This window comes from Marinobacter sp. es.042 (genome assembly GCF_900188315.1).
In the GTDB taxonomy this organism is placed as follows: domain Bacteria; phylum Pseudomonadota; class Gammaproteobacteria; order Pseudomonadales; family Oleiphilaceae; genus Marinobacter.
The window spans coordinates 1,165,229-1,178,794 of record NZ_LT897781.1 but is presented as its reverse complement, the minus strand read 5'-3'; the positions used below and the strand labels follow the sequence as shown (position 1 = coordinate 1,178,794).

Genomic DNA, 13,566 nt, shown 5'->3' with positions numbered 1-13,566 from the left:
AGTGCTTCTCCAACTCAGTGTGCGGGAACAAGAGTGTAACTTACCGAATTTATGGTGATAAGGAGAGCAAAAAAATTAAAACAAGCGTTCGATCGATCTTGACAGGGCCGACCACTCACCATAAAGTCGGATTGCGAGGTCGGCTCTACCCGGGCACCCGATCAGGCTCGTGCAGCCAGGGACATCAAGCCGTCGTGATCATGACTAGACAACCATCAAAAGGGTAAAACAATGTCTGTAGCTCAGGTATTTGAACAACTCGAACAGAATTTCAACGCAGACGCAGCTCAAGGCCTGGACCTGGTATTCCAGTTCGACATCGAGGACGACAAGACCTACCACCTCGTCATCAATGACGGCACCTGCAAAAAGCACGAAGGCGCCCATGACGATCCTTCTGTCACCCTGATCATGAACTCCGAAACCCTGCAGGGCATCGTTTCTGGCGAGACCGACGGCATGCAGGCATTCATGGCAGGTCAACTGCGCGCCGAAGGCGATATGATGCTGGCAACCAAGTTGGGCGAACTGTTCAAGATGGGCTGATTGCTCCCGTCAAGCACAAAAAAAGCCTGCGTCTAGACGCAGGCTTTTTTTATGCCCGGAAATCTATTGATTCCAGAACTGCACGGCTTCCCTCGCCTGCTCGTTTACCGGAACAGCAACCAGGCCCGAAGAGGAAAGCTTTACCTCGAAAACAGCCCCATCCCGCATTGGCATGAACGTCATGCTTCCGTCCACGGCCTCTGCAAACGGCAAGTTGAATTGACGGTCCCACTGCCAGAGATCAGGCCAGATACCTTCAGCCAGCCCTATGGCTGTCCTCGGGGCCGACCGCTCCTGCTCAAGCGACGTGTAACGCCCGCTCAATTGCTCAAGCCGGTAACCGGGAGCGATATCAAGCCAACGGAAGGGTCCGGTAAAACGGAGAATCCTGGCGTCAATCTGCCATTGATCGCCCTGCAGCGTTCTCACCACGGACAACCCATCCTGACTCTGGAGGGAAACCTGCCAGATCTGTTCGGCCTGTCTCTGGGTGGAGATGCTTGCCGCGGTCTGCAAGCCTACCAGCGACTGATAGCTGGTCAGATTTACCGCAATAACGAGGACATATAAACCGGCCAGAATGACACCGAAAACCGCCGTTCCTTTAATCCAGGTGAGCAACCATCGAGGGTGCCTGAAAAACAGCAGGCCCGCTATCACCATCACAGCGCCGGCAGCGGCCAGTACAATGATAGCGAGCGTGTGAGACATGGAACTACAAACCTACATCGTCCAGCGACGATTCAGCCAGTTTCAGTAGGTCTACGTTTCGGTCTTCGCTTTTGCCAATACTCTCGATGTAGTACTCCAGCGAAGTCAGAGCGTCCGCCAGCGCCTCGAGCACCTGGGCGGCCGGCGCTTCCTTCGCATCCAGCAAGCGCTCCTGAATTGAAGCCGCAACCCGCTCCAGAACGCCGGCGGCTCCGCGATCATTCACCATTTGCAGGCCACCCCAGATGCTGTGCAGGGTTGCAGGCAGATTGGCAAGATGCAATTTGTCGTAGTCGGATTCAATAAAAGCGGTGATTGCTCGCTTTGCCAGGGTCAATGCCCCACGGGCTTCATCAGCCACGACATAGAGCGCCTCACGGAGGTAGATAGACTCCTCCCGCTTGCGTTCACCACCGGCCAACGCGTCGGTTTCGGAGGTGATGCCACGGGTCACGATCTGCATGACGGCGTCTTCGATCCCCAGAACCGAGTCGGCGAGTCGATAAAGTTCATCATCACCGGGCAAGCGAGATTCTGCTTCCCAACCCCGAAGCTTGCTCGCCTCTTCTCTTGAAACGCCCGCCAGCTTGTTCAGGTCAAGCATCACCAGCGTGTTGGCCAGTCGTTCAAGGGCATCGGCAATGGAAGACAGCTCCGCCAGATCCGGCTCGATACCGCGCTCAATGATGTCCAGTTTGTCCTTCAACTGGTTCAGTTCATCCTGCAGGGCTTCTGACAGAGATTTAAGGACATCACTGCCAGGACCGTACAATCTGCGCGCATGGGCTTCCAGCATGGAATCCGGAAAATCCGCCGGCGCGAGATGGTAGGCCGACAGCACCTGTGTTACTTCAGGGTTAGCGGAGCCACTGCGATAAAGCAGATAGACCAGATCCCGAACAAGCGAATCCGGCGCGTCTTTACCCGTGGCAACCTTGCCCACGTATACCACTTCCCGGGCGTATTTCTCGATCCGCATGAACATGCGCTTTCGGGCCTTGTTAAAGACCATGGCACGATCAAGCATGGTGTCCGCAACGATGCCGACAAGGCACCACATCTGCCCCATAGGTGCGCCCTGGCAAAGACGGGCAAGCCCTCTCGAAGCGCGGCCAATCAATTTCTTGTTTACCACATCGTTCCGGTCGCGAAGAATTCCCAAAAGCGCAACCTGGAAGGTCAGGCGCATGCGACGCGCCATGACTTCGTAATCCGCCTCATTTCCCTCAAACGGCTGCAATGACAAACCGGCACAAAAATCCGGCCTCTCTTTGACATCGACATCAAAAAAACAGGATTCGGGATAGGGTTTTTCCCGGCGGGCCTCTCGGAGGTCATTGATCACGGGAAGCAACAACTCGGGATGGTCTTCCCGCTGCTGATGATAGTACTCGACATAGCGCCGAAGAATGAACAGAGCGCTATTGAGGGTAGTAAGAAGGATGTTTTTGTCGTCATTAGCGCCAACGGGAACGTCGTTGGCCATAGTTACTGCTTCCTGGCACAGCAGGGTTCCGCCCCGCAGCTCCACCAGAATGAAAATACCCCGTAACTGGTTGATGAAATCAACACAGTTCTGGAGATCCTCACCCCTTTCGCGGTTTTCCTGAAAGCGTTCAAGGCTGGATTCTGCCTGCTTGATGGTCTGCTCTATTTCACTTTTGACCAGATCAAAAGACTGCGATTTCGTCGCGAGAGACGACTGAACCATAAACGCTTCCCGTTAATGTTGCGGAGACTACCGCATCCTCTTTGGTGGTCACTGGTCCGGCTATAACGTACCAGGCCTTTTTGTTCTGGGCCGACTAACCCCTTTTCCGGCCAAAGCCAGTTCGCAAAAAACTGGCGAACTTATCATTACTTATAACATAAAACTCAAGTACCTCAAGAAAGGCGGAATGTAACATTTGGTACAGCCCGACCCAGTTCTCATTCCGGGCTCTGGAGTTTACCCCACACGGTTTCGCCCGCTTGTTTTTCGAGCAACGACATGAACTCTTCGTGAGCTTCGGCCTCTGAACTGGAAGCACGAACCACCGACAAAGGCGCTCTGTCAGCAGGTAGCCTTCGAATCCCGCCGTTACCGCCGCCGTTCTCGGATCCGGCATCCAGTGACAGCGCGGTCTGGCCACCGGTAAGCAGGAGGTAAACATCGGCCAGGATCTCCGCATCGAGCAATGCGCCGTGGAGGTCACGATTGCTGTTGTCCACACCGTAGCGTTTGCAAAGCGCATCCAGGTTGTTCTTCTGCCCCGGGTGGCGGGCCCTTGCGATGGCGAGGGAGTCAACGATTCCGCAGTGGTCCGCGGTTTTCCGTACCGGCTTGAGGCGAGCAAATTCCGAGTCCATGAAGCCGACGTCGAACGCAGCGTTATGGATAACCAGCTCGGCGCCCTTGATGAACTCGAAAAACTCATCGGCGATTTCCGCGAAACGGGGTTTGTCGGCAAGGAACTCGTTGGTGATGCCGTGAACGGTGATCGCCTCCGCCTCTACCTCCCGGTCCGGGTTGATATAGACATGGTAGTTGCGGCCGGTGAGCTGGCGCTCCATCAATTCAACACAACCGATCTCGATGATCCGGTGACCCTCTGCCGGGTCGATGCCCGTGGTTTCTGTATCCAGTACGATCTGTCTCATTGCCTGTACCTGGTTATCTGTATTTATGCGCTCTGAATCTATGCGCCGGAAAGCTCATCGACGCCGCGATTGGCCAGTTCATCCGCCAGCTCATTGTCAGGAACACCAGAGTGCCCCTTTACCCAGTGCCAGTTAACCTCGTGCCGGGCCACTTCGACATCCAGCTCGCGCCAGAGATCTTCGTTCTTCACGGGCTTTTTCGCGGAGGTCTTCCAGCCGTTTCGCTTCCAGCCTGCCATCCATTCCGTAATGCCTTTACGCACGTACTGCGAATCCGTAAACAGCTCCACCTCGCACGGGCGCTTCAGGGCCTCCAGACCACGGATGGCTGCCATTAACTCCATGCGGTTGTTCGTGGTATTCGTCTCCCCGCCGTGCAGGGTCTTTCGATTGTCGCCATAGCGCAAAACCACGCCCCAGCCGCCGGGCCCGGGGTTGCCTTTGCAGGCGCCATCCGTATAGAGGGTTACCTTGCCGGCCATTCAGCCTCCTGGTTTGATTTTCGGTGATTCACTTCGGTCTGTTAATCGGCGAGCCACTGCGGCTGCAACCTCGGGAGGCGCCAACGGTACCGGTGCCCGGCAGAGCAATCACCTTGCTTTGGCGCCAGACGGGGCGCCTTGGCAACCGGGCGTGGACGCGTTTTTTGGCAAGGATACAGTAATAGGCGCCGACTGGCAGGAGTCGATTTCCGGACAAACGGTTGTCAATCCGGCTTGTCGGCTTGCGACCACTGCGCTGCAGTGGTGTTCTGAAAAACCGGGTAATCGAGGCTTCGACATTAAAGCCCAGCAGGTGCAGCCAGTCTTCCATGCGTCCGCGCAAGAGGAAGCGACCGCCCCACGGGCCCTCGCTACTCCTGGAGATCAGTTTGCGCGCGCCCCAGAGGCTCAGAGGATTAAAACCAAACAGGGCCATCGTGCCCTCTCCCCGGAGCACGCGCGCCGCTTCGCGAATCACCTGGTGAGGGTAAGGAGAAAAATCGGCCGTGTGATGCAGCACGACAAGATCCATCGAGTCACCGGGAAAGGCCAGCTCGTCGGCATCGCAGATAGCGACCCCGTCCGGTATGTGGGGATACCATCTTGGCGCTGTCATGATCTTCTGGGAGAAATCCGTGCCGGTAGCCAATGGCAACCGATGGCTTATCCCCACCTGCAACTGCCTGGCGCCTGTCAAACGCTGTAGCTCGGCGTCGACAAAGCGTCTCTGGTCGGCCAACAGTGCCCGACCAAGCGGGGTCTGGAACCAGCGCTCGAAACTCTCATGTCTGGCGGAATAATCAACTGCCTCGGATTCACTCACCAATGCGCCACTCCCGGAAGCCCTTTCCCATGGTTGGGGCCTTGTATTTAATGCTCTATCATATCAGTCACATTCGATAAGCACATGTGGGGCCCTATGCTGACCATTTCCGCCATACCCGCCTTCAGTGACAACTATATCTGGTGCCTTTCCGAAACCGCCAGCAACAAGGCGCTGATCGTGGACCCGGGCCAGGCACAACCGGTTCTGGACCATCTGGCCGAGAACGGACTGACCCTGGAAGCCATTCTGGTGACCCACCATCATCCGGACCATGTCGGCGGTGTCAAAGACCTGATTTCCCGTTTTCCGGATTGCAGAGTAACGGGCCCGGCGGATTCGCCCTTCAAAGGCAGTACCAACCTGGTTCATCCCGGTGACGAGGTGATCTGGGAAGATATCACCTTCCAGGTCCTGGGCGTTCCGGGCCACACTCTCGATCATATTGCCTACTTCACCGACGTCGAGGTAAATGGTCGGCCGGTTCTCTTCTGTGGCGATACCCTTTTTGTCTGTGGATGCGGACGTCTGTTCGAGGGCTCCCCGGAGCAGATGCGTCAGTCTCTTCAGACCCTCCGGGCGCTTCCCGGCAAGACCGCCGTGTACTGCGCCCATGAGTACACACTCGCGAACCTGCGCTTTGCCCGCAGCTGGTTGCCGGAAGACGAAGGTCTCCGGGCGTTCGAGCAGGAATGTCAGGCCGCCCGCGATGCAGGAGAACCGACGGTTCCTTCAATCCTCGAGAACGAGAAACGGCTCAATCCGTTTCTGCGATGGGATGATCCGGCGGTAGTGGACTCGGCCCGGGCCTATTGCGCAAGCCGCGGCCTGCCCGCCGATTCCGAGAATGCCATTTTTGCGGCCATCCGCCACGGCAAGGATAATTTCTGACGCCTGGCGATACGCACTTAACAAATCCTCTCAGAGCCGTAACGAGAGGTTTCTTGACCCCTTTTTAATCGGTCCCATAGAATCGTTTCAAAATTGTGACCGTAAATTGTTCAATATGCCGGAGTTTCAGATGCTGAATCCGGCCTCAACCTGAACCCGGATGCTGTTATGTCGGCCAGACGATTGTCGTTTTTGTTTTTCGCCGGAGCCCTTGCAAGTGGCTGCACCAGTCTGATCAGCCAGGGAGAGCAAAGCCCGCTGAACACGCAGGAAGTTACGGTCGCCGCGGGCGATGAAGGGCTCAAGAAAGCTGTCGAGACCGGAGAGAACGGCAACGCTACCCGGAACGAACCTCTGGATGAAGCCATTGCGCCGGAATTGAAGCTCGCCGCAAGAGATGCCCGTGAGAAACTCGACAACCCGGTTCAGAAAGCTCCTGAACAAGGGGTGGCTGAGCAGGATCTTTGGGTGAGGCTCCGTTCCGGATTCGTGATGGACCATAACATTGACAACCAGCGAGTAAGAGATCAGCTCAACTGGTATGCCCGTCATCCTGGCTACATTGATCGGGTGGTGGAGCGTGGCAGCCGCTACCTCTATCATATCGTTAACGAGATAGAAGCGCGCGGGCTTCCAGCAGAGTATGCCCTGCTACCCATTGTAGAAAGCGCGTTTGATCCATTCGCCTATTCCCATGGACGCGCAGCGGGCCTCTGGCAGTTCATTCCTTCCACCGGCAAGTACTTTGGACTTACCCAGAGCTGGTGGCACGATGAACGCCGGGACGTGATAGCCGCTACTGACGCGGCCCTGACCTACCTTGACCGTCTCGCCAACCGTTTCGATGGTGACTACACTCTCGCGCTGGCAGCCTACAACGCCGGTGGCGGCACGGTCTCAAGTGCCATGCGACGCAATCGCAACAGCAACAAACCAACGGACTTCTGGTCGTTGCAGCTGCCACGGGAAACCCGGCATTACGTGCCCAAACTGATCGCACTGGCAAAGATTTTTGATAATCCAGAGGCCTATGGCATTGAGTTGCCGTCGCTGAAAGACAAACCCTATTTCGAGATCGTTGAAACCGGTTCCCAGTTGGACCTGGCCCAGGCAGCCGAGCTTGCCGGGGTGGATGTCGATGAAATCTACCTTCTCAACCCTTCATTCAACCGCTGGGCAACCTCGCCAGACGGTCCTCACCGGCTCCTGGTCCCTGTTCAGAATGCTGAAACCTTCCGTACCGCCCTGGCGGAGATCCCCTCTGAGCAGCGGGTTTCCTGGCGCAACTATAAGGTTGAATCCGGCGACAGCCTGAATTCGATCTCGCGAAAATTCTCAACGACACCGTCGGTACTCCAGCAGGTCAACAACCTAAACAGCGATCTGATACGTGTCGGCCAACGCCTGATGATTCCTTCCGCCTCCAAGGGCAGTGACGCCTATGCCCTCAGCGCCTCCCAGCGGCTTGAGCGCAAACAGGAGCGGAAGCGGGACGGTAACAAGGTTCGTTACACGGTTCGCAAAGGTGATACCTTCTGGGACATTGCCCGCGAGCATCGGGTCTCCGTGCGTGAAGTCGCTGCCTGGAACGGCATGGCGCCCGGCGATCCGCTGATACCCGGCAAGGAACTGGTCATCTGGTCCAAAACCAGTCAGCCGACGGTTGTGGCAGCCAGCAGTGGACGTGGCAAGGCAATGGTCCGGAAAGTGGGCTACCGGGTACGCAAAGGCGACTCTCTGGCCCGGATCGCCAGCAGGTTTTCCGTGAATGTAAGGGACATCGCAAACTGGAACGATCTGAATACCGCCCGTTATCTGCAACCCGGACAAAGTCTGGTACTCTACGTTGATATCCGAAACAGTCCCTGACGTGCGAGACTTATGACAAGAACACGGAAAGCCTCATCCCTTACGTCGTTTTTTTCAGCCCTGGCGTTGGTTGCCACACCGCTTATTTCTCCGTTTTCCGTCGCCGAAGAGGCAATACCAGCACATGGTATTGCCATGCACGGCGAAACCAAATACCCCCCCGGATTCAGCCATTTCGATTACGTGAATCCGGACGCACCGAAAGGCGGCACGCTGAAAATGGCGGTTGTTGCCAACGGCTTCGACTCTTTCAATCCTTTTGATATCCGGGGTATTGCCGCTGCAGGCATCAGCAACTATTTGTATGACACACTCCTTGAGTCGTCGGACGATGAGCCCTTTTCGGCGTATGGCCTGATTGCCGAGTCCCTGGAGACACCCGAAGACCGGAGCTATGTGGTTTTCAATATCCGTGAACAGGCGCGGTTTCACGATGGCGAAGCCATTACCGCCGAAGACGTGAAATTCTCCTTCGACACGCTTACTACCCAGGGGCACCCCTTCTTCCGGAACTACTACGCTGACGTCAGCACAGTCACCATAGAAGGCCCTCAGCGGGTACGTTTTGACTTCAAGGAAACCAGTAATCGGGAGCTGCCGCTGATCCTTGGCCAGATGCCCATTTTGCCCCAACATTACTGGGCCGATCGCGAATTTGGCAAGAATGGCCTCAATCCGCCCCTGGGCAGTGGTCCCTACCGGATTGGTGACTACGAAGCAGGCCGGTCGATTACCTACGAACGCGTTGACGATTACTGGGCACAGGATATTGGCGTCCGGAATGGCCGTTTCAATTTCGATCAGATCACCTACGACTACTACACCGATGACACCGTGGCGCTGGAGGCCTTCAAGGCCGGCAGCTTCGATTTCCGATTGGAGTCTTCTGCCAAGAACTGGGCCACAGCCTACACCGGGGAGCGGTTCGAAAACGGCACCATCACCAAGGAAGCCATCGAGCATCACCGGCCTTCAGGCATGCAGGGTTTTGCCTTCAACACCCGCAGGAAGGTATTTTCTGACCCGCTGGTTCGTGAAGCGCTGGCCTATGGTTTCGACTTCCAGTGGGCCAACAAGAACCTCTTCTTTGACCAGTACACCCGCACCGACAGTTACTTTGAAAACAGCGATCTCGCTTCCTCGAGTCTCCCGACCGGCCGTGAACTGGAAATACTCGAACCTTACCGGGATCAGTTGCCCGATGATGTGTTTACCGAGGCGTATCAGCCACCCACCACCGAAGGACAGCAGGGCCTGCGCGAGAACCTAAGAACAGCTCTGGGTTTGCTCAAGTCCGCCGGGTATGTCATCCGCGATGGCAAGATGGTAAACGGCGAAACCGGCGAACCACTGGCGTTCGAGATCCTTCTGTTCCAGAAGAGCTTTGAGCGGGTGGTTCTGCCTTTCAAGAACAACCTCGGCCGTCTCGGTATCGATGTGACCGTACGTTTGGTGGACAGCAACCAGTACATCCAGCGCCTGCGGGAATTCGATTTCGACATGATCACCCAGGTGTTCGGCCAATCGGATTCGCCGGGCAATGAACAGCGGGAATACTGGCATTCATCCACCGTGGATGCCAAAGGCTCACGGAACTACATGGGCGTGAGCGACCCGGTGATCGACGAGCTTGTAAACATGGTCATTCAGGCGCCAAACCGTGAGGAACTGGTTTACCGGGTTCGCGCCCTGGACCGGGTTCTGCTGCACCATTATTATGTGATCCCTCACTGGCACCTGAGAAGCGACCGTGTCGCCTACTGGAACCATCTGCAACGTCCAGCCGAGACGCCGAAAAACGGCATTGATCTGGACAACTGGTGGGCGAAGCCCTGAGGAAAACGCCGCCAAATGGGCATCTACATACTCAGGCGTCTGGCGCTGATCATCCCCACGCTGATCGGAATCATGCTGCTCAACTTTGTCATTGTGCAGGCGGCCCCCGGTGGTCCCGTTGAGCAGCTGATCGCGGAGATGGAAGGCCACGGCGGCAGCGCCCTGGCCCGGGCTTCCGGTGGTGGTACCGGTGGCGAGGTAGCCGACTCTTCCGGCGACACGCGTGGTTCCCGCGGCATACCCGATGAGCTTCTGAAAGAAATCGAAGTCATGTATGGCTTCGACAAGCCCGCTCACGAACGCTTCTTCAAGATGCTTGGCGATTACGCCACCTTCAACTTCGGTGACTCCTTCTTCCGGGAAAAAAGCGTCATCGACCTGATACTTGATAAAATGCCCGTTTCCATCTCCCTGGGGCTGTGGTCGACGCTGATCATCTATTTTATTTCCATCCCATTGGGCATCCGGAAAGCCGTTACAGACGGCTCCAGGTTCGATGTCTGGACCAGTTCGGCCATTGTGGTGGGCTATGCCATTCCGGGCTTTCTCTTCGCGATACTGCTCATCGTGCTGTTTGCCGGGGGCAGTTATTTCGACTGGTTTCCGCTTCGGGGCCTGACCTCTTCGAATTTCGACGAGCTGACCTGGTACCAGCAAATCGGGGATTACTTCTGGCACCTGGCGTTGCCCGTCACCGCAAATGTGATCGGCGGTTTTGCCACCCTGACCCTGCTTACCAAGAATTCCTTCCTGGATGAGATCGGAAAGCAGTACGTGGTAACCGCCCGCGCCAAGGGTCTGGACCAGAAAGAAGTGCTGTATGGCCACGTATTCCGCAATGCCATGCTGATCGTGATTGCCAGCCTGCCAGGCGTCCTTGTCGCTCTGTTCTTTACGGGCTCCCTGCTGATTGAAGTGATCTTTTCCCTCGACGGGCTCGGGCTGCTCGGTTTCGAGGCGGCCCTGAACCGCGACTATCCCGTGATCTTCGGCACCCTGTACATATTCACCCTGATGGGCCTGATCCTGAAGCTGATCAGCGACATTACCTATGTCCTGGTCGATCCGCGGATCGATTTTGAAAGCCGGGAGGGTGCGTGAATTTCCGGTCTCTCACTCCGATCCAACAGCGGCGCCTGCGGAACTTCCGGAAAAACCGCCGGGGTTTCTGGTCTTTGTGGATCTTTCTCGCCCTGTTCGGCCTGTCACTGGTCGCCGAGCTGATTGCCAACGACTCGCCGCTGGTCGTGTCCTACAAAGGCGACCTCTACTTCCCGGTGGTCCAATCCGTGCCGGAAGAAACCTTTGGAGGCTTCCTTCCCACGGAAGCCGATTATCGCGATCCCTTTATCGCCGATGAGATAAGCGCCAACGGATGGATGGTCTGGCCACCGATCCGGTTCAGCTACAACACCATCAATTACGATCTCGAGGTTCCGTCACCGGCGCCGCCGAGTGCAGAGAACTGGCTGGGAACCGACGATCAGGGGCGGGATGTTGCAGCCCGGGTGATCTATGGCTTCCGCATTTCGGTTCTGTTCGGCCTTACCCTGACCATCGCCAGTTGCATTGTCGGCGTAGTGGTCGGCGCCATACAGGGCTTTTACGGCGGCAAGATTGATCTGCTGGGCCAGCGCTTTATCGAGGTCTGGTCCGGCCTGCCGGTACTGTATCTGCTGATCATTCTCTCCAGCATTGTGCAGCCAAACTTCTGGTGGCTGCTGGGCATCATGCTGCTGTTCAGCTGGATGGGGCTGGTGGATGTGGTCCGTGCGGAATTCCTTCGGGCCCGTAATTTCGAATACGTCAAAGCTGCCCGTGCACTGGGTCTGGACAACCGCAAAATCATGTTCCGGCACATACTCCCCAATGCCATGGTAGCCACGCTGACCTTCCTCCCGTTCATTCTGACGGGGGCAATTACCGGCCTGACCTCCCTGGATTTCCTTGGCTTTGGTCTGCCCTCGGGTTCGCCCTCGTTGGGTGAACTGATCGCCCAGGGCAAGGCCAACCTGCATGCGCCCTGGCTGGGCATATCCGCCTTCGTATCGTTGTCGCTGATGCTCACCTTGCTGGTGTTCGTGGGTGAGGCCGTACGCGATGCCTTCGATCCGAGGAAGAGCTGATATGAGCCAGTTACTTCAGATTTCCGATCTTTCCATCTGTTTTGATCACGGACCTCCAGCCGTCGAATCCCTGTCACTGGCAATCCGTCAAGGCGAGACCCTCGCACTGGTGGGCGAAAGCGGCTCCGGCAAATCCATTTCGGCACTGTCGATTCTGCGCCTCCTGGATGCGCGGCACGCCAGCTACCCCAGCGGGCAGATCCGGTACCGCGATGAAGATCTTCTGGCCGCCACCGAGAAGCGCATGCGCCAGATCCGCGGCCGGGAAATTGGGATGATATTCCAGGAGCCCATGACATCCCTGAACCCGCTGCATACCGTGGAAAAGCAGATTGGCGAAACCCTGGAACTGCACAAGGGAATGCGCGGGCCACAGGCAAAACAGCGCTGTCTGGAACTGCTACAACTCGTAGGAATACAGAACCCGGAAAGCAAGCTTGGCGCCTATCCCCACCAGTTGTCGGGAGGGCAAAAGCAGCGAGTGATGATCGCCATGGCCCTGGCCAATGAACCTGATCTCCTTATTGCGGACGAACCCACGACGGCACTGGATGTAACCGTCCAGAAACAGGTTCTCGAATTGCTCAGGGACCTTCAGCAGAAACTGGGTATGGCCATTCTTCTGATTACCCATGACCTGACCATCGTTCGCCGGTACGCCGACCGTGTGGCCGTCATGGAACATGGCAAACTCGTGGAAGAGGCCGATACCGATGCCCTGTTTGCCAGCCCACAACACCCCTATACACGAAAGCTTCTGGATGCCGAGCCCCCGGAAGCGCCCCTACCCCTTGATAAGCGCGCAGAACCGTTGCTGGCTGTTGAACGACTGGACGTGCGTTTCCCGATACGCAAGAGCCTTCTGGGCAAGGTGAAGGAATCCTTCCACGCTGTGCAGGGCGCCGATTTCCAGCTCAATCGGGGCGAAACGCTCGGAATCGTCGGGGAAAGTGGCAGCGGCAAGACCACCATCGGCCATGCACTGCTGAAGCTCATCTCCAGTACCGGGAGCATCCGCCTCGGGGGCGAGGAGCTGGCGTTTCTTAACCAGAGGGATTTCAGGCCCTGGCGAAGGCGCGTGCAGATTGTCTTTCAGGATCCGTTTGGCAGCCTGAGTCCCAGAATGTCCATTGCCGAGATTGTCCGCGAAGGTCTGGAGATACACGACGCGGACAACGCTGCCGAACACGACAGCAAAGTGATTCGCGCGCTGACCGACGTTGGCCTTGATCCGGAGGCGCGGCATCGATACCCACATGAATTCTCTGGCGGCCAGCGCCAACGCATTGCCATAGCCCGGGCTCTGGTGCTGCAGCCCGACCTGATCATTCTGGACGAACCCACATCAGCCCTGGACCGCACCGTGCAGAAGCAGGTCATTGAACTGTTGAGGGCTATCCAGACCCGTTATGGTCTAAGCTATATCTTTATCAGCCATGACCTGGCCGTGGTGCGCGCCCTGAGCCATAAGCTGCTGGTGCTGCAGCATGGCCGGATCGTGGAATATGGGGACGCGGCCAGGATTTTCGATGCACCGCAGGCGGAGTACACCCGTGAACTGCTGAACGCCGCATTCTTTTACCAGAAACCAACTACGACTATTTGAGCGTTACCCCGACCAGAGCACTCAGGGATAATGCTC

Annotated in this window: 12 protein-coding genes; 7 read left to right on the top strand and 5 right to left on the bottom strand. The window is 56.8% G+C overall.

The features are described 5' to 3' along the window. The first annotated feature begins 231 nt into the window (after positions 1–231). Complete coding sequence (locus CFB02_RS05560) at positions 232–546, top strand: SCP2 sterol-binding domain-containing protein (protein ID WP_088557218.1); 315 nt, start codon at positions 232–234, stop codon at positions 544–546. Between the two features lie 63 nt (positions 547–609). Here the strand turns inward: CFB02_RS05560 and CFB02_RS05555 are convergent, their stop codons facing one another. The 5 genes from CFB02_RS05555 to CFB02_RS05535 form a co-directional block, all read right to left on the bottom strand. Then, on the bottom strand, positions 610–1,257 hold the full coding sequence (locus tag CFB02_RS05555; protein WP_088557217.1) for a multidrug transporter: 648 nt from the start codon (positions 1,255–1,257) through the stop codon (positions 610–612). 4 nt (positions 1,258–1,261) lie between these two features. Continuing rightward, complete coding sequence (locus CFB02_RS05550) at positions 1,262–2,968, bottom strand: chemotaxis protein (protein ID WP_088557216.1); 1,707 nt, start codon at positions 2,966–2,968, stop codon at positions 1,262–1,264. Positions 2,969–3,186: 218 nt separating this feature from the next. After that, on the bottom strand, positions 3,187–3,897 hold the full coding sequence (dnaQ, locus tag CFB02_RS05545) for a DNA polymerase III subunit epsilon (protein WP_008171703.1): 711 nt from the start codon (positions 3,895–3,897) through the stop codon (positions 3,187–3,189). Between the two features lie 38 nt (positions 3,898–3,935). Next, on the bottom strand, positions 3,936–4,379 hold the full coding sequence (gene rnhA / locus CFB02_RS05540) for a ribonuclease HI (protein ID WP_088557215.1): 444 nt from the start codon (positions 4,377–4,379) through the stop codon (positions 3,936–3,938). 28 nt (positions 4,380–4,407) lie between these two features. Further along, positions 4,408–5,202, bottom strand: coding sequence for a class I SAM-dependent methyltransferase (locus CFB02_RS05535; protein WP_088559176.1), 795 nt, complete (start codon positions 5,200–5,202; stop codon positions 4,408–4,410). 96 nt (positions 5,203–5,298) lie between these two features. Between CFB02_RS05535 and gloB the strand changes: the two genes are divergently transcribed. The 6 genes from gloB (at position 5,299) to CFB02_RS05505 (ending at position 13,530) form a co-directional block, all read left to right on the top strand. After that, positions 5,299–6,093 (top strand): hydroxyacylglutathione hydrolase, encoded by a 795-nt coding sequence (gloB, locus tag CFB02_RS05530; RefSeq protein WP_088557214.1) that lies wholly within the window; start codon positions 5,299–5,301, stop codon positions 6,091–6,093. Between the two features lie 168 nt (positions 6,094–6,261). Further along, entirely contained in the window at positions 6,262–7,962 is a 1,701-nt protein-coding gene (locus CFB02_RS05525; protein WP_088557213.1) for a LysM peptidoglycan-binding domain-containing protein, read from the top strand. Positions 7,963–7,974: 12 nt separating this feature from the next. Further along, positions 7,975–9,798, top strand: a complete 1,824-nt coding sequence (locus tag CFB02_RS05520) for an extracellular solute-binding protein (protein WP_088557212.1) — start codon at positions 7,975–7,977, stop codon at positions 9,796–9,798. A 15-nt stretch (positions 9,799–9,813) separates the two neighbouring features. Beyond that, positions 9,814–10,899 (top strand): microcin C ABC transporter permease YejB, encoded by a 1,086-nt coding sequence (locus tag CFB02_RS05515; RefSeq protein ID WP_088557211.1) that lies wholly within the window; start codon positions 9,814–9,816, stop codon positions 10,897–10,899. Next, on the top strand, positions 10,896–11,924 hold the full coding sequence (locus tag CFB02_RS05510) for an ABC transporter permease (protein WP_088557210.1): 1,029 nt from the start codon (positions 10,896–10,898) through the stop codon (positions 11,922–11,924). The genes CFB02_RS05515 and CFB02_RS05510 overlap by 4 nt, the downstream gene beginning before the upstream one ends. A 1-nt stretch (position 11,925) precedes the next feature. After that, on the top strand, positions 11,926–13,530 hold the full coding sequence (locus CFB02_RS05505; RefSeq protein ID WP_088557209.1) for an ABC transporter ATP-binding protein: 1,605 nt from the start codon (positions 11,926–11,928) through the stop codon (positions 13,528–13,530). Positions 13,531–13,566: the final 36 nt, after the last annotated feature.